At 41.4% G+C, this 15,863-nt stretch carries 17 protein-coding genes; 9 read left to right on the top strand and 8 right to left on the bottom strand.

The window, feature by feature from the left end:
• Window positions 1-80 precede the first annotated feature (80 nt).
• The 4 genes from EQM06_RS12550 to EQM06_RS12535 form a co-directional block, all read right to left on the bottom strand.
• Window positions 81-935: a deoxyribonuclease IV gene (locus EQM06_RS12550; protein ID WP_128746692.1), complete on the bottom strand. Its 855-nt coding sequence runs from the start codon at window positions 933-935 to the stop codon at window positions 81-83.
• Window positions 923-2,035, bottom strand: a complete 1,113-nt coding sequence (locus EQM06_RS12545) for an FprA family A-type flavoprotein (protein ID WP_128746691.1) — start codon at window positions 2,033-2,035, stop codon at window positions 923-925. The genes EQM06_RS12550 and EQM06_RS12545 overlap by 13 nt, the downstream gene beginning before the upstream one ends.
• Window positions 2,032-2,163 (bottom strand): rubredoxin, encoded by a 132-nt coding sequence (locus tag EQM06_RS12540; protein WP_128746690.1) that lies wholly within the window; start codon window positions 2,161-2,163, stop codon window positions 2,032-2,034. The genes EQM06_RS12545 and EQM06_RS12540 overlap by 4 nt, the downstream gene beginning before the upstream one ends.
• Window positions 2,164-2,344: 181 nt before the next feature.
• Window positions 2,345-3,517 carry a cation diffusion facilitator family transporter gene (locus tag EQM06_RS12535; RefSeq protein WP_128746689.1) on the bottom strand — a complete coding sequence of 391 codons (1,173 nt, stop codon included), beginning with the start codon at window positions 3,515-3,517 and terminating at the stop codon, window positions 2,345-2,347.
• A gap of 89 nt (window positions 3,518-3,606) precedes the next feature.
• On the opposite strand from EQM06_RS12535, the gene EQM06_RS12530 reads away from it, so the two are divergent.
• On the top strand, window positions 3,607-4,926 hold the full coding sequence (locus tag EQM06_RS12530; protein WP_128746688.1) for a D-serine ammonia-lyase: 1,320 nt from the start codon (window positions 3,607-3,609) through the stop codon (window positions 4,924-4,926).
• On the opposite strand, the gene EQM06_RS12525 is transcribed toward EQM06_RS12530, so the two are convergent.
• A complete protein-coding gene (locus tag EQM06_RS12525) occupies window positions 4,902-5,156 on the bottom strand; it encodes a TIGR03905 family TSCPD domain-containing protein (protein ID WP_128746687.1) in 255 nt (84 codons plus the stop codon). The two genes, EQM06_RS12530 and EQM06_RS12525, sit on opposite strands and share 25 nt — an antisense overlap.
• A 93-nt stretch (window positions 5,157-5,249) precedes the next feature.
• Between EQM06_RS12525 and EQM06_RS12520 the strand changes: the two genes are divergently transcribed.
• The 3 genes from EQM06_RS12520 (at window position 5,250) to EQM06_RS12510 (ending at window position 9,526) form a co-directional block, all read left to right on the top strand.
• Window positions 5,250-6,035: a YlmH family RNA-binding protein gene (locus tag EQM06_RS12520; protein ID WP_128746686.1), complete on the top strand. Its 786-nt coding sequence runs from the start codon at window positions 5,250-5,252 to the stop codon at window positions 6,033-6,035.
• A gap of 196 nt (window positions 6,036-6,231) precedes the next feature.
• Entirely contained in the window at window positions 6,232-7,938 is a 1,707-nt protein-coding gene (locus EQM06_RS12515; RefSeq protein WP_128746685.1) for a C69 family dipeptidase, read from the top strand.
• Between the two features lie 220 nt (window positions 7,939-8,158).
• Window positions 8,159-9,526: a methyl-accepting chemotaxis protein gene (locus EQM06_RS12510; protein ID WP_164914459.1), complete on the top strand. Its 1,368-nt coding sequence runs from the start codon at window positions 8,159-8,161 to the stop codon at window positions 9,524-9,526.
• 94 nt (window positions 9,527-9,620) lie between these two features.
• On the opposite strand, the gene EQM06_RS12505 is transcribed toward EQM06_RS12510, so the two are convergent.
• Both EQM06_RS12505 and EQM06_RS13540 read right to left on the bottom strand, forming a co-directional pair.
• Window positions 9,621-10,166 carry a hypothetical protein gene (locus EQM06_RS12505; RefSeq protein WP_128746683.1) on the bottom strand — a complete coding sequence of 182 codons (546 nt, stop codon included), beginning with the start codon at window positions 10,164-10,166 and terminating at the stop codon, window positions 9,621-9,623.
• A gap of 449 nt (window positions 10,167-10,615) precedes the next feature.
• Window positions 10,616-10,756 (bottom strand): hypothetical protein, encoded by a 141-nt coding sequence (locus EQM06_RS13540; protein ID WP_408608675.1) that lies wholly within the window; start codon window positions 10,754-10,756, stop codon window positions 10,616-10,618.
• Window positions 10,757-10,995: 239 nt separating this feature from the next.
• Between EQM06_RS13540 and EQM06_RS12500 the strand changes: the two genes are divergently transcribed.
• The 3 genes from EQM06_RS12500 to EQM06_RS12490 all read left to right on the top strand — a co-directional run bounded on the left by EQM06_RS12500 (window position 10,996) and on the right by EQM06_RS12490 (window position 13,469).
• Entirely contained in the window at window positions 10,996-11,526 is a 531-nt protein-coding gene (locus tag EQM06_RS12500) for an ECF transporter S component (RefSeq protein WP_128746682.1), read from the top strand.
• 23 nt (window positions 11,527-11,549) lie between these two features.
• The gene (locus tag EQM06_RS12495) at window positions 11,550-12,695 is read left to right on the top strand and encodes a pyridoxal-phosphate-dependent aminotransferase family protein (RefSeq protein ID WP_128746681.1); all 1,146 of its coding nucleotides are present in this window, start codon (window positions 11,550-11,552) and stop codon (window positions 12,693-12,695) included.
• Between the two features lie 528 nt (window positions 12,696-13,223).
• The gene (locus tag EQM06_RS12490) at window positions 13,224-13,469 is read left to right on the top strand and encodes a hypothetical protein (protein ID WP_128746680.1); all 246 of its coding nucleotides are present in this window, start codon (window positions 13,224-13,226) and stop codon (window positions 13,467-13,469) included.
• Between the two features lie 66 nt (window positions 13,470-13,535).
• Here EQM06_RS12490 and speB read toward each other — a convergent pair whose 3' ends face one another.
• Window positions 13,536-14,480 (bottom strand): agmatinase, encoded by a 945-nt coding sequence (speB, locus tag EQM06_RS12485; RefSeq protein WP_128746679.1) that lies wholly within the window; start codon window positions 14,478-14,480, stop codon window positions 13,536-13,538.
• A 232-nt stretch (window positions 14,481-14,712) separates the two neighbouring features.
• Between speB and EQM06_RS12480 the strand changes: the two genes are divergently transcribed.
• Both EQM06_RS12480 and EQM06_RS12475 read left to right on the top strand, forming a co-directional pair.
• On the top strand, window positions 14,713-15,144 hold the full coding sequence (locus EQM06_RS12480; protein WP_128746678.1) for an Lrp/AsnC family transcriptional regulator: 432 nt from the start codon (window positions 14,713-14,715) through the stop codon (window positions 15,142-15,144).
• Window positions 15,145-15,156: 12 nt separating this feature from the next.
• Window positions 15,157-15,828 (top strand): YoaK family protein, encoded by a 672-nt coding sequence (locus tag EQM06_RS12475; protein WP_230974979.1) that lies wholly within the window; start codon window positions 15,157-15,159, stop codon window positions 15,826-15,828.
• The last annotated feature ends 35 nt before the right edge of the window (window positions 15,829-15,863 follow it).

Genomic DNA, 15,863 nt, shown 5'->3' with positions numbered 1-15,863 from the left:
ACATGGGTTCTGTCTGCTTTTTTGATAAACGAAAAATCCCCAGCTTATGCTGGGGAATCTTTTTCACGCAGAAAATATCATTATCCCAGAAACCGTTCTCTGAGCATGGTAATTTCGTTCTGATAACCGTTCAGATCATTAGGGGTTTCCAAAATAAAGGGTAAATGGCGAAGCTTAGGATGGTTGATAACCTGACAGATGCCTTCAAGACCTATATGCCCTTCGCCTATTTTGGCATGACGGTCTTTGTGGGCAGAAACCGGATTCAGGCTGTCGTTTATATGCACAGCATAAAGCTTGTCCAATCCGATGATTTCATCAAATTCAGATAAGACCCCGTCAAGATTTTTTACGATGTCATATCCGGCATCGTTGATATGGCAGGTATCCATACATACGCCAATCCTGTCCTTTATTTGGATCCGATCGATAATAGCCTTTAATTCTTCAAAGCGGCTCCCGACTTCACTTCCTTTTCCGGACATGGTCTCCAAGAGAACGATAGTAGATTGATCCGGTTTTATTAAATCATTCAGCAGGTCGGAAATAATTTCAATGCCAATTTCCATCCCTTGCCCCACATGGCTTCCGGGGTGAAAGTTATAATAGTTCCCCGGAATATATTCCAGCCGATTCAGATCGTCTTCTATAATCATACGGGCAAATTCACGGGTCTTCGGCTCCTTAGAGCAGGGGTTCACCGTATAAGGGGCATGAGCCACCAGCTTGGCGAAGTGATTTTCTTCCGCCAGCTTTAGAAAAGCCTGTACATCCTTTTGGTCGATGTCTTTGGCTTTCCCGCCTCTGGGATTCCGTGTAAAAAACTGAAAGGTATTTGCTCCGATGGAAAGTGCCTCTTTTCCCATATGCTCAAAGCCTTTTGAAGAGGATAAATGACATCCGATATGAAGCGACCTGTCGTTTATATATTCCATACCGCTTTTAAAGGCTCTTGCATTTCAAAACCGCAGGATGCTAATAAATCGTTGATCTGATTTATAGATTCGCCGCTCCAGCCATAGGAACCAAAAGCTTTTCCGATCCTTCCCTTTGGTTTTAAGCCCTTCATATAGGTAAGGAAGGCCATGACGGAAGGCAGCATGGTGTTGTTTAATGTAGGCGAGCCGACAAATATATATTTGGCTTCCAACGCTCTGGACATAGCGTACGAATAATGCTGTTTGGTCAAGTTGACAGCTTCCACCTGAAAACCTTTATCCGTATATTCCTTCTGAAGCTTTTCCGCCAGCTTTTCAGTAGTTCCCCACATGGTGTCGTAAACAATCAGCACCCGCTTTTCGTCGGTCTCATTTTTGCTCCATGAAATATATTTCTGCACTATTTCAGAAATATACTTGGTTATGATGACACCGTGAGACGGACAAATAATCTGAATATCAAAAGCGGAAACCGCTTCGATTAATTTGGTTACCTGCATGCCGAAGGGCAGAACAATATTTGCGTAATAGTCTCCGGCGCGATCCAACAGCCGCTCTAATCCCTTGTCTGTATCAGAAAGCTCTCCTGTGCCGGTGTGCTGTCCAAAGGCATCATTGGAAAATAAGATCTTTGCTTCCTGCAAATAGGTAGACATGCTGTCAGGCCAGTGAACCATTGGCATTGGAATAAAGCTAAAATGATATTTTCCGGTGTTTAAGGTATCTCCTGATTTTACTACCGTAAAATTATATTGGGCATTCGGGTAATAGGCCTTCAGCTCTTTTTGGCAGTTTGCCGTACCATACACCATGGCGTTTGGATATTTCGCTGTGACTGTCGGAAGTGCTCCGCTATGATCCGGCTCAACATGATTGCAGATAATATAATCGATTGTTCGGCCTCGGAGAACCTCTTCTATGTTTTTTAAGAATTCTTCTGTAAACTTTTCTTTTACAAAATCAATCAGCGTTACTTTTTCGTCAAGGACAAGGAAAGAGTTATAGGTGGTTCCAATCGGCGTAAAATATCCGTGGAACATTCGCACGTCCCTGTCTATGACCCCTACGCTGTAGACGTTGTCTGATACTTTGATCATGCGTCCTGCTCCTCAAACTGATCTTTACCAACACCGCAAACAGGGCATTCGTAATCATCAGGAAGTTCTTCAAAAGGGGTTTCTCCATCATATTCATAGCCGCAAATTGCACATACATATTTTTTCATATCACTCAGTTCCTTTCTTTCTCTTTTTTCTATAGAATTCTATAATTTGCCTAGATTATACTTCACCCTATGAAAAAAGTCTACTGTTTATTTAACAAATATATACCCGATAGCCTGCCTGCGAATCAGGGAACTTCAATTTTTTGGTACAAGTCCTATCAGCAGGAGGATAACAGGATCGTTAAGGTCTTATATAAGCCGTATCAAAGGTAATGCGCACAAAGTAGGAGGGATCGATTTCTTTGATTTTGCTGTCAATAATGGCCTGAATTTCGGACTGTTTTATAGCAGAGTCCGGTGCCGTGACCATATCGAAGATGATATTGGTATGGGTCGGACCGGGAATCAATCTTAAATCGTGGATGCTGTATACACCGTCCAAGGGTTCAATCGTCTGTTCCAATACGGTGCGGAGTTTTTCTGTAAGAGGATCATTAAGCTTTACCGGATCCATGTGAACCGTCAGATTGATCCGAAGGTTTTTGCTTAAGGCCCGTTCGATATTGTCTATCATATCATGGCTTTCCATAATATCCCGTTCCGCATCCACCTCGATATGTATGGAGGCGAAAATTCTGCCGGGACCATAGTTGTGCACCATGAGATCGTGGGTTCCGATAACCCCTTCGCAGGATTCGGCATAATTCAGGATGGCATGAACCAGTTCCGGATCGGGAGCTTCGCCCAGTAAAGGGCTGGAAGTCTCACGAATAAGCTGAATGCCGGACCACAAAATAAATACGGCAACGACGCAGCCCATGATGCCGTCCAGTTGAATTCCGGTGATACGGCCGATAATAATGCTGATCAGTACCGCACTGGTTGCAATCACATCGTTTCGGCTGTCGGTACCCGTTGCGGTCAACGTCAGGGAATGGATTTTTTTTCCGGCGGAAATATAAAATAAGCACTGCCATATTTTTACCGCAATAGAGATAGCCAGAATGATTAAGGTCAGATAGCTAAACTGCACCGGTTCCGGATGCAGTACTTTATCAAAGGAAGTTTTAAACAGCTGAAAGCCGAGCAAAATGATGACCACAGAAATAAGAAGCCCTGTAAGATATTCGATTCGGGCATGTCCATAGGGATGACCTTCATCTCCGGGCTTGGCGGCAAGCTTAAAGCCTACCAGCGTCATTGCAGAGGAAGAAGCATCGGTCAGATTGTTGATACCATCTGCAATAATAGCAATGCTTCCTGTAATAATACCGATCACAACTTTCATAATGCATAATATGACATTGGAAATAATCCCTACAACACCAGTCAGCAGACCATATTTCTCCCGAACGGCGGGATCATTTGTATTTTCATAATCCTTTATAAAGGTTTTAAATAAAAATGCACCCATTTTATCCCCCTTGATATGTTATACTTAATGTATGCACTACGAAAGATAAATACTCTATTTAATTGTATGCTAAATTTTGGGAGGTTGCAATGTTAAATAAGTTAAAAGAAATGGGAAAGTTGGATGAAACGGTGCAGGCCTTGGCAGATGCACGAGAAACCCTGTGGATTAATCCGAGAGGTATGGAAAACACTTTTGACGAAACGATTACGCAAAAAGACATTGACGAAACAGAAGCACGGCTTCAGAGGTTTGCCCCATACATTAAAAAGGTTTTTCCGGAGACTCGGGAAAGCAACGGGATGATTGAATCCCCCCTCAAAGAGGTTCCCAAGCTGCAGAAGGCTTTATCGGACATGCTGGGCTATACTCATCCGGGCAAGCTGTTATTAAAATGCGACAGCCATTTACCCGTATCGGGATCGGTCAAAGCCCGGGGAGGCATTCATGAAGTTTTAAAATTTGCGGAAGAAGTAGCGACCGAGGCCGGAGCACTTCATGAACAGGATAATTATGAGATTTTAGCGGAAGACAGGTTCAGGAAACTGTTCAGCGGATACAGCGTAGCCGTAGGCTCCACAGGAAACCTTGGACTGTCCATAGGAATTATGAGCGCACAGCTTGGGTTTGATGTGACGGTTCACATGTCCGCAGACGCCAGACAGTGGAAGAAGGATCTACTCCGTTCAAGGGGAGCAAGGGTGATCGAATATCCGGACAGCTATCAAAAGGCAGTAGCAGAAGGACGGAAAGAAGCCGCAGGAAATCCCAAATGCCATTTTGTGGATGATGAGGGATCCCTGGATTTATTTCTGGGATATGCTACCGCCGGAAGAAGGCTGGAAAGACAGCTGACCGAATTAAGTGTTCCGGTAGACTCCGAGCATCCTTTGTTTATATATATCCCATGCGGTGTGGGAGGCGCTCCGGGAGGAGTCACATACGGCATCAAAAAGGTATTCGGGGAGAACGTTCATTGCTTTTTTGCTGAGCCAACCCATGCTCCTTGTATGGTGCTGGGAATGGCAACGGGCCTGCACGACGGAATCGCCGTTGAGGATATCGGACTGGACGGAAAAACGGCGGCGGACGGTCTCGCAGTGGGCAGAGCGTCCAGACTGGTAGGGAAAACCATGGAAACGCTGTTAGACGGTATATCGACTATAGACGATTACAAGCTGTATGACTATTTGAAGCTCTTAGCTGATACGGAGGGTATTTATATTGAGCCGTCTGCTTGTGCCACATTTGATACGATTGCACGAGTCATGCAAAATCAAGCATACTTGGAACAATACCGATTAACGGATAAAATAAAAACGGCCACTCACATTTTGTGGGCGACCGGCGGAAGTATGGTACCTGAGGATGAAATGAATCATTATTATTCTTTAGCTTCTGAAAGTTGATGAAGAGCCTGAGCCAACTGGTCAGGGCAGGATGTATTTTTGTATCCGCACTTTATACCGGACAGTTTATCGATAACCTGTTCAACAGGCATTCCTTCCACTAGAGAGGCAATACCTTGCAGGTTGCCGTTACAGCCGCCGTTGAAGCATACATTTTTAACCTTGTCCTCTTCAATTTCAAAAGACAGACCTCGAGAACAGACCCCACGGGGGGAAAAAGTATATTCCATATTATTCCTTCCTTTCGTTAGTATATATAATCATTGTACCACAGAAGGAATAATGTAAACAATTTTTATGAAAGAGCAGATATTGGGAAACATATGAACGAAGACAAATTGATAATTGCCATGGCAGAGGATAAGGCCGATCAATGCCAGGAAAACTACATGATAACCAACACGGGATTTTTAGATATGAGACAACAGACCCTCTGCAAGAATACCGTAACGAAAAATCCCGGAGCAAAAGGCTTTTTTTATGGGGGGTATCCCGATGCGGAACGCAGAATTGCTGTTTTTATACCGGACTATATTGAAGCAGCCACCGAAAAGGATCTTCACGAATACTTTCTAAAAAATAAAGAAGAGAGCCCGCTGGCTTTGATCCGGGCAAGACATAACGGGTATAAACCCCTGTCCCACAGAGATTATCTGGGCTCTCTGACGGGGCTTGGCATAAAGCGGGACGCCATAGGGGATATTCTCGTATCCAAGGATGGGGCGGATATTCTCATTCTCAGGGAAATGCACGATTTTCTTTTAGCCAATTATGGCAAGGCCGGTCGGACTTATTTAGAACTTACCGCAGAGGAACTGGATCAGTTGATCCTTCCGGAAGGTCAGGTGTCTGAAAAAAGTGGAACGGTCGCTTCCTTAAGGCTGGATAATGTGGTGGCGGCTGCTTTTGGAATGTCAAGAAGCAATGCAGCAGAAGCCATAAAAAGCGGGAGCGTGTTTGTAAACAATTTGCAGACCGCCAAAAACGAAAAGCTGGTACGCGAAGGGGACAAAATTGTGTGGAGAGGAAAAGGAAAGGTTGTTCTGAAGGACATCGGCGGAAATACCCGCAAGGATCGAATCTATATAACCTTTATGGTAATGAGATAAAGTGGTAACACGAACAACTGCTATTTAAGCAGTTGTTTTTCTTTATAAGGAGCAAGAAAATATACAGAATTGCTCTTTTTTTCATACAATTTAGGCATTTTATATGGAATACTTTGACTCAATTTTACTTAAAATGTAAAATGTAACTATACCCAATAATTTATATCAGTGTATCAACTTGAAGAGGAGAGGAAAGATGAAAAGATTTAGAGTTTTAGCCTTAGCTATGGCAGTGACTCTGCTGCTTGGCACGACCAGTGCATTTGCATGCACAGCAGTATACGTTGGTAAAAATGTAAGTGCGGACGGCAGTACGATTCTGGCTCGAAGCGAGGATCAGGGTACCGGTGCTTACAACAAAATGTTTCTTGTGGTAGATCGGGTCGAAAATGTACCTGGACGTACCATCGATGATGTTCAGGGATTTTCTTATCCATTACCGGCAACGACTTACAAGTACACCATGGTTCCGGATACACCGGGAGAGGGAGACGGACCTTATATGGGGGCTTGTACCAACGAATATGGATTAAGTTTGACCGGTACGGTTTCAGCTTCTCCTAGTGCTGAAGTTGAAAAGGTGGATCCTTTCGTTGAAGGCGGTCTGAGAGAAGCCGTTCTGACAGGTATCGTTGCAGCGACCTGCAAAACCCCTAAAGAAGGTGTGGAAAAGCTGGCAAGTATTATTGAGAAATATGGTTCAGAGGAAGGCAATATTATCATGTTAGCCGACCAGAAGGAAGCATGGATCTTTGAAGTGTACAGCGGACACCTATGGGCTGCTCAGAAAATGCCTGCGGATAAGGTTGCTGTTTTTGGCAATCAGTTCATGATTGGTACCGTTGATCCGGCTGATACGGAAAACTTTATGTATCAGAAGGATTTATTTAAGACAGCCGATGAAAACAAATGGACGAAGCTCGTAGACGGAAAAGTACATTTGGCAGCGACCTTCGGTGAGCCGAGAGAAGACTATTCCAACATGCGTACATGGATGGGGCACAAGCTTCTTGCACCGGCAACAGTAGGGGAGTACAAGACGGATACATTATATCCGTTATTCTATGATCCGGCTAAAAAGGTTTCCGCACTGGAGGTTATGGACGTACTTCGCAACCGATATGAAGGAACGAAATATGACGCATCTCTTCCGGGCAACGAAGCTTTGAGAGTAATCGGAGTAGAGAGACAATCTCAGATACACGTTATTCAGGTGAAGGACAATTATCCAAAGGAAATTTCCGCACTGCAGTGGCTTGCTTTCGGTAATGCCGAGCATTCCGTGTTCCTGCCAAATTTCAGCGGTATTACAGACACGTACAAAGCGTATAAGGTAGATGGCGAAGATTACGATCCAAACGGCGCATACTGGAAGTTTAAGCGAATCTGTACGCTGGCAGAGCAGAACAGAAGTTTCTACGGACAGGGCGTAAAGGATTATTGGAACTTCTATGAAGAAAATCTGTACAATGATATGAAATCTGCAGAGCAGAAAATGATAAAGCTGTATGCTGAGGATCCTGCAAAGGCAGAAAAATATGTGACGGATTTACATATGCAGATTGCAGAAAAAGCCTGTAAGGATGCAGACCACTTATATGATAACCTGTTATTCTTTGTAATGGATCGATTTGGCCGTACAGCTGAAAAGCTTGGTGGACCTTTTGTTCCGGAAATAGCACTTCGTGATGCTGCCACTGCAAAGGGATACAACATCAAGTGGACGGGAAGTAAGGATCCAATCGTTCTGACAAACGGTTCTTCTACTTACAGCTTTACTATAGGCAGTGATACTTGTAATGTTACAAAAGCAGGAAAAGCTTCAGAGGTGAAATTGACTTTTGCCCCTGTAGAAAAGAACGGAACCACGTATATTCCGTTGGATTTGGCTATGACCCTTTAATTTAAAAATTTATTATATGAAAAATGAGAGTACTGCAAACAAGATAAAGGGAGCAGTGCTCTCTTTTTTTGCCTGTCAAAAGGTTCTAAACTTATGAACGCCTGTAATAAGCTGATTTCATCAGATTGACAAATAAAAGGGGTTCCCCTATAATGGAAACTATCAAATATGTCAGAATTTGTCGATAAATTTTTAGGACGATGGGAAAGGAGTTATGCCCATGTTTCGTAGTAAAGAGGCTAAAAATGCAGAAAAAAATAATAGGGTGGACGAAGGAAAAGGAAAAATTGTTGAGATTTTTAAGCATATATTTCACGCAGCGACGTTAGTCAGCAGTTTTGATTTAAAGCTTTCCTTTTTTGGAAATCAGATTAAGGCTTCCTCCGGCGGATTGAGCGCGAAATCTTCCGAGTCTGCCACGGCAACAGAAGAAATATCGTCTTCTATGACAGAGGTGGTGAGCGCAAATGAAACGCTTGCTTCTTCCTTGCAGCAGATTGCCAAGGAGGCTGAGAGCCTGAATAAGAATACCATGGAAAGCAATCGGCTTTTACAGGACATCAGTATGGAAAATCAGGAGATGATTGCTTTTTCAGAACACATGCAGCACAGCATGGGAGAACTTTCTGAGGTCGTATCTAAAATTAGTCAGGTAATCCTTGGAATTAATCAGATTTCTTCCCAAACAAAGCTTTTGTCTTTGAATGCGTCTATTGAGGCGGCCCGTGCAGGAGAAGCCGGTAAGGGATTCAGTGTGGTGGCAGGAGAAATCAGTACCCTGTCCGAATCCACCAGGGCACTTACTGTCAGTATCGACGAGCTCCTCCATACCATGCAGGGAGCACTGAATGAGAGCAAGGCCAGTGTGGAACACGCCATTTCTTCCATTAGCAATGTGGGTAAAGGCGTGGAATCTGTAACGGCGATGATGCAAAGAAATTCTGATTCCGTAGAACATATCACCGATAGTATCTCCGGAGCAGCAGCTTCCGGTGAACAGGTAAACGCGGCCCTGCAGGAGTCCTCTTCCGCACTGGAGATGATCAATTCCGATTTACAGGAAATGGCGGACTCTGCTGCGGAGTTAGATGTTATTAGTCATTCCATCAATGAAATTTCTGCTTCTGTACAGGCTATTGAGGGAGAAATTACGAATCTTGCGATGGACTCCGGCAAGCTGGTGAACAGCGGGCAATATCCGCTTTCCAACGAGGATTTCATTCATACCATTCGGGATGCTATTCAGGCACACACACAATGGGTGGATACGGTATCCGAAATGGCTTCCTCCATGCAGCTTTCGCCGATTCAAACAGACGAACACAAATGCGGATTTGGGCACTTCTATTTTGCGGTAAGGCCAGCAGCACAGCGGCTGTCCCGCATGTGGGATGATATTGATTCGTATCATCACGATATCCACCACAAGGGAGATTCAGTCATTGATTCTATTAAGAGCAAGGATCAGTCCGGTGCGATTCAGGCAGCCTTAGAAGCCAGAACCTTATCCGAGCAGATTATTAATCTCTTTGAGAAAATTATTATAGAAGTTCAAAATATGAGCCGGACGAATGAGGCGGTGTTTTAATAAAAAACTCATTAGCAACTCATACAATCTTTTTCCGCATACCGATTCCATAGGTATTATATCAATTAAATAACAAACGAAAAAAACCAACTGTCTAATACAATTGGTTTTTTTCGTTTGTTATTTCTATTGTTGAATCAATGTCTTGAAATAATAAATATATATCCTTAGGCACCTTTACAGTTTGACCTTTTCTTATTTTAACAATATCTTTATTTTGAGATGTTTTTTTTGTTATTTTGTTAACTAATTGTCTTGTCGCACAAATTTGTTTATCTGTATATTTATCATTACTAACATTTCCTAAACGTAGTAATAATGAGAATTGTTTTTGATATAGCTTTTTAAAATTTGGATCTATTTTGGAGTAATTTTTATAAAAACTGTTTTTATTTACTATGTCATTATTTACGATACTATTATATTTGTAAATGACATCTCTCAACTCATTAGATGTCATATCTTTATTACCAAGAAACTCCATATCCATAGAAAGGACTGTGTTAGAGAAAAACATTATATATTCTTTATATATAAATTGCTTTAATGAATAAAATTGATATGCATTAAAAATGCTAACCATTATGGAAAATACTAATAGTATAGTTAATGCTCTTTTTGATATTTTTAAATTTTTCATTTTTAACTTCTCTTCTTTCCCCTTTTATTAACTCTATAACATAATAACTTTGTTTCTCTTTTCTAGTCAATGATTATAACTTGCAATTTACTTTGCAGAATTGCAAGTGTGTCCGAGCGATCAGAGGAAAAGGGGTTTGGGGGTTCCCCCAACAAGCTCAAAAAAGCTACCGCTTTTTTGAGAAAGTGGACGACCACTTCCAAGGCTTGCTATTCTTTGATATAGGTATTATCCCCTTTTTTATTTTCCAATAAACCTGATATAATATTTAACTTATATGTGACCAATACCAAGACACTTTAGTTAATATTACAATATATAAGACATAAAAGTATTAGAATATGTTTCACTTTTGCTAAAAAATATAAATTTTTTAAGATGTGACCTAATATTGAGGTACTCTTGCCAAAGTTACACCCTAGAAAAATGTTAACAAAGCGTAAGGGGTTTTACGGGTAGGGTACTTTTATTTGAATTGCGCCCTTATATTTTAAAGCTGGTTTTATAACTCTTCTTTTAAAGTCCCTATATTCTAAATATTTAGTTTTAGCATCTTCTTTCCCTAACCATTTTTCTTTTATTTCTTGCACTGTGGATGTTTTAATATAGCTGCCATTTTTATTTAATAAAAAGGTATTTTAACGAACAAAATAGAGTTGATGGAAAAAATATGCCATTAACCCTATTTTTATATATACAGTTTGAGATAATCAAGCTTTATGGGGAAACTGTATATATTAAAATAATTAAAATTGCGTATTTTAATATTGTCACTCTTGGCGTAATATAAAGATATAGATAAAAACAGTTTATGAAAGAGGGCAGAAATATGAGCACACATACACAATCCGTTTCCGATTCCAGAAATGCGACAAAAACATTAGTAATCAATGCTTTATTTATAGCGCTTACCTTAGCCGCAACCATGTTCATTAATATCCGGCTGCCGATTCCGGGTAATGGTGGATTGATTCATCTGGGGAATGTTCCTCTCTTCATTGCGGCCATCGTGTACGGAAAGAAAACCGGAGCTTTGGCAGGTGCGTTCGGAATGGGGATGTTTGATCTGATTTCAGGCTGGACGGCATGGGCACCCTTTACCTTTGTTATCGTCGGACTGATGGGCTTTACCGTCGGACTTATAACAGAAAAATTACATTTTAAACCGGCTGTGGTCAATACGATTGCTATAGCCGCCGCACTTATTATAAAGCTTGTGGGCTATTATTTCGCGGAAGTGTTCTTATATGGAAACTGGATTCAGCCTTTCGGCTCCGTTCCCGGCAACATTATGCAGATTGTAGTAGCCGCTGTTATCGTTCTTCCAATTGTAGAACGTTTAAAGAAAATTGCGAAATAGTTTCAAGGAGGTAAAAAGTATATATGTATAAGACAATGACACCTGGGCCTACTAATGTGAGAGAAAACGTGCGTATGGCAAGAAGCTTGGAAACCACCAACCCGGATATAGATCCTGCATTTTATGAATTTTACAAGGAAACCTGTGAGCTTTTGGCCAGGCTTCTGCATACAAAAAATAACGCTTATATTTTGGGTGGGGAAGGAATATTAGGATTAGAGACCGCCTGCGCTTCCTTGACCGAACCGAGGGATCGGGTCCTGATTCTGGATAACGGAGTTTTTGGAAGGGGATTTGCTGATTTTGTAACCATGTACGGCGGAGAAACGGTTTCCTTTGTTTCCGATTATCACAGACCGATTTCGGTATCCGAGCTGGAAGACTTTCTGAAAAAGGATTCCGATTTTAAATATGCTACGGTTGTTCACTGCGACACGCCCAGCGGTGTACTGAATCCCATAAATGAAATTTGTAACCTGCTTGCATCCTACGGAATTTTGACCGTTGTGGATTCCGTGGCCGGTATGTTCGGTGAGTATGTTAATATTGATGAAAGTAAAATTGATATTTTATGCGGCGGTTCACAAAAAGCACTGTCGGCTCCTCCGGGATTGACCATGTTATGGGTGAGTGACAGAGCCATGGAGATGATAGAAAATAGAAAGACTCCTATCGCGTCGTTTTATGCCAACATATTAAATTTTAAAGATTATTACAAGAAACAAGAATTCCCGTATACCATGCCCATCAGTGATATTTACGGACTTCGGGCGGCAGCAGAAAATGTAGCGGCGGATAAGAACATTTTAGAAAGACATGCAAGAATTGCCGCAGCTACCAGAAAAGCACTGACAGCAGGCGGTTTATCCTTCTTTTTGGAGGACGGATTTGCCAACACAGTGACGGCGGTGTCTGTGCCGGAGGGACTGACGGATCGGCAGATCCTAGACACCATGAAGAATCGGTATCATGTGATGATTACCGGCAGCTTCGATACCATGGCTGGAAAAGTCCTGCGAATCGGCCATATGGGGGAGAATGCTAACGAAGCAGATCTCTGCATCACTCTGCGAGCCATGACCCAGGCCTTGAAGGATCTGGGATTCCCGGTGGCATGCAGTATGGATGAAGCTTTTCAAAAAGCTTTGGCAGAAGATGAAAACAGATAGTTTTATGACAGAATTGCAGATCTTCTTAAATATGGACGAAATGTTAAAATAAATAACGATTTAGAATCCCTTAAAAATTAGACTTAGTCTCAGGGATTCTTTTTTTTACTTTTGTTTCTATTCTTATTTTTTTCTCAGACCTCGTTAAAATTTATGCTATTTCTAATAATTTACTTAATTTATAAAATTTAGTAATACAAAATCAAAAATACCTTGAAATGTCGAGGTTTAAGTTCTATTGTCAAATAAAGAAGAATCTGTATTTGTGTATTAATAACACAATACATTAGTACAAATAGATAGATTGAATCTGATATTGTATTAATAAAACCATACACCGGTGGCTGCCCAGAGATTTGAGATAAAAAACAGAAGAATTTTGGTGGGGAAAGGACGGAATGAAAGTAAGGAAAGGTAATAAAAATAATGCTAAAATTTTACAATATTTTATAAATTTTAGTATTGACTATGTTATAATACATGAATGTACGCAACATACTTAAAGTTTGCAAAGGGGAGGGATTAAACATGCCAAAAATAAAGATAAGCCAAGTTATTCCGTTCATAATAAGCCTTGTTATTTTTTTTATACCAACAATCATGGTGAGCAGTATGAAACTGCAAACTGAAGCCGGAGCGAACGATTATGACGGATTTAATTGGGATTGGATACCGGTCACGGCGGCCATCTATCTGTCCAAGTGCATATGCTATACAATAGCAGTAATTGTCTTTTATAAAGGGCTTCAGCCGTTGTTAAAGGATAAGGAATAATTAAAAAAATAAGAACGTATCCGGCAGGATGCGTTCTTATTTTTTAGGAAGCAATAATATCCTCCCTTATTTGTTTAATTGAAGCTTGCCGATCTGAGCCATCATATTAATCAACGTTAAAGCGGCCAGCCTCACCGTGATTCCGGAAGGATCATACTGAGGAGCCACTTCGACCAAGTCTATGCCGACGATTTTACCCATTCTACAGATTCCTTTAAAAATATCCATGGCCTGATCGTAGAACAAGCCGCCGGGATATGGAGAAGCAACACCCGGTGCAATGGACATATCATAGCCATCTATATCGAAGGTGATAAAATAGTTATCCGCTTTTGGAATTCTTTTTAAGATGCCTTCTACACCGATAGCATGGGCTTCCCTGGCGGAAATCAGTTGACTTCCATAATTCTTTGCATCCATATAATCGGATTTTCTGCCGCTGCCGATTCCTCGAAGGCCAATTTGTGCCATTTTGTCAATATGGCTCATTTCCGACAGGCGGCGCATAGGACTGCCATTGCCGTATTTTTGCGGACCCACATGATCCGTCCAATCCAGATGCGCGTCAAACTGAATAATGCTGACCTTTTCTCCAACACTCTCCAATGCTCGTCCTACCGGAATGGTGATGGAATGATCGCCGCCCATAATAATCGGAATCGTTCCGTTTTCAATGATTTTCCGTACGGCATATTCGATGCTGTTAAAAGAATAATCTACATCCCCTTGAAGAATATCGGCATCGCCGCAGTCCACGATGTTTAAAGGGGAAGCAAGATATTGTTCATCTTCCTCAAAATCGTAGAATCCGGCAGGCCCTTTTGCATACTGTGCGGAGGCTTCTCGGATTCTGCGGGGACCCAGTCTGGCTCCGCTAAGAAAACCGACCCCTAAATCATATGGAACGCCTAAAACTGCCATATCGGCATCACCTAGATGATCTAAATCCATACAGATTGGAAATTTTGAAAAGGAACAGATTCCTGTAATTGCTTGATTAATTTTTACCATTTTATGACCTCCTGTCTTAAAATCATACCCTAATTTGCTTGGAAAAGTTGTATAATAAAAACTAACTTGTTGTTTTTCTATTATGCTAGTAACAAGTATAACGCTGTAATAAAGACGTGTACATACTGAAAGCAATTTGTTATAATAAAAACGCTTAATAAAGTAAAGCGTTAAGCGATAAAACCTAACAAAGCAAAGACATTAAAGCAGATAAAAATATGGGAGGAAGATCGTGGATAATACAGACATAAATATTATAAATATTTTGCAGAAAAATGGCAGGAGCACCATCAAGGAAATTGGGGAAAAGGTAGGGCTTACTTCTCCCGCTGTTTCAGAAAGAATCCGAAGACTGGAGGGTGCGGGAATCATTACAGGATATGCTGCCGAACTGGATCTGTCCAAAATGGGCAAGGGAATTTCCGCTTATGTGCATGTGGATGTATATCCTAAAAAGTATGATTTATTCTGCCAATTTTGTGAGGAGACAGATGCCATTATTGAGCACCATCATATCATAGGAGTGCATAATTCCCTTTTGCGTGTGGCGGTGGAAAACTCCGAGCAGCTGGAAAGTCTGCTTGGGCATATAAAAGATTATGGAATATCGCAGACCTCCGTGCTGTTGAAAAGTTACTTTAAACATAAAAATATCAAAGGGTAAGGAGGTCAAAACATGTTATGGAATAAAGAAGAACAAATGTCGGAATCCTTTTTAGTCGGAGCGTTGCTGGCCGTTGTGGGCGGATATCTGGATGCTTATACTTATGTTTGCAGAGGACAGGTGTTCGCAAATGCACAGACAGGAAATATGGTCCTATTAGCCATTCAGCTGGCACAGGGAGACCTGCTGCGGGCACTTCATTATTTAATACCGATTCTAACTTATTTTATAGGAATTACTTTAACCGAATTCATTCGGAATAAATATCGGCTGAACTATGCCTTGCACTGGAGGCAGATCGGTATCGCCATAGAGCTGACAGTCTTAATAGGCGTAGGCTTTTTACCCCAGGGCAGATATAACACCATAGCCATTGTTTTAGTATCCTTTGTCTGCGCACTTCAGGCACAAAGCTTTAAGAAGTTTAAAGGAAAGGCTTTTGCCTCAACCATGTGCACGGGAAATTTGAGGAGTGCAAGTGAGCATTTTTATCTATCTAGAAGCCTGAAAAGTAGAGAAGAACTTATGATTTCTTTGCAGTATATTTTGATTATATGCTTTTTTATTGCAGGAGCGATCATAGGCTGTTATCTGACAAATATTTTTGAAATGAAATCAGTGGTCTTTTCCTGTATTGGATTAGCGGTCGCCTTTTTACTGATGATTAAAAAGCCAGAAGAATAACCAGGCGTGAAACCGGCAATGGACTTGCAGTGCAT

The sequence above is a fragment of the Aminipila luticellarii genome (assembly GCF_004103735.1).
Lineage (GTDB): Bacteria > Bacillota > Clostridia > Peptostreptococcales > Anaerovoracaceae > Aminipila > Aminipila luticellarii.
This window is presented reverse-complemented; position numbering and strand designations above follow the sequence as displayed.

Excerpts from the sequence above, each read along its gene's own strand:
- EQM06_RS12545 (WP_128746691.1), bottom strand. The coding sequence starts at position 2,035 with ATGATCAAAGTATCAGACAACGTCTACAGCGTAGGGGTCATAGACAGG.
- EQM06_RS12540 (WP_128746690.1), bottom strand. The coding sequence starts at position 2,163 with ATGAAAAAATATGTATGTGCAATTTGCGGCTATGAATATGATGGAGAA.
- EQM06_RS12505 (WP_128746683.1), bottom strand. The coding sequence starts at position 10,166 with ATGAAAAATTTAAAAATATCAAAAAGAGCATTAACTATACTATTAGTA.
- EQM06_RS12535 (WP_128746689.1), bottom strand. The coding sequence starts at position 3,517 with ATGGGTGCATTTTTATTTAAAACCTTTATAAAGGATTATGAAAATACA.
- EQM06_RS12495 (WP_128746681.1), top strand. The coding sequence starts at position 11,550 with ATGTATAAGACAATGACACCTGGGCCTACTAATGTGAGAGAAAACGTG.
- EQM06_RS12525 (WP_128746687.1), bottom strand. The coding sequence starts at position 5,156 with ATGGAATATACTTTTTCCCCCCGTGGGGTCTGTTCTCGAGGTCTGTCT.
- EQM06_RS12515 (WP_128746685.1), top strand. The coding sequence starts at position 6,232 with ATGAAAAGATTTAGAGTTTTAGCCTTAGCTATGGCAGTGACTCTGCTG.
- EQM06_RS12530 (WP_128746688.1), top strand. The coding sequence starts at position 3,607 with ATGTTAAATAAGTTAAAAGAAATGGGAAAGTTGGATGAAACGGTGCAG.
- EQM06_RS12520 (WP_128746686.1), top strand. The coding sequence starts at position 5,250 with ATGAACGAAGACAAATTGATAATTGCCATGGCAGAGGATAAGGCCGAT.
- EQM06_RS12550 (WP_128746692.1), bottom strand. The coding sequence starts at position 935 with ATGGAATATATAAACGACAGGTCGCTTCATATCGGATGTCATTTATCC.
- EQM06_RS12500 (WP_128746682.1), top strand. The coding sequence starts at position 10,996 with ATGAGCACACATACACAATCCGTTTCCGATTCCAGAAATGCGACAAAA.
- speB (WP_128746679.1), bottom strand. The coding sequence starts at position 14,480 with ATGGTAAAAATTAATCAAGCAATTACAGGAATCTGTTCCTTTTCAAAA.
- EQM06_RS12490 (WP_128746680.1), top strand. The coding sequence starts at position 13,224 with ATGCCAAAAATAAAGATAAGCCAAGTTATTCCGTTCATAATAAGCCTT.
- EQM06_RS12475 (WP_230974979.1), top strand. The coding sequence starts at position 15,157 with ATGTTATGGAATAAAGAAGAACAAATGTCGGAATCCTTTTTAGTCGGA.
- EQM06_RS12510 (WP_164914459.1), top strand. The coding sequence starts at position 8,159 with ATGTTTCGTAGTAAAGAGGCTAAAAATGCAGAAAAAAATAATAGGGTG.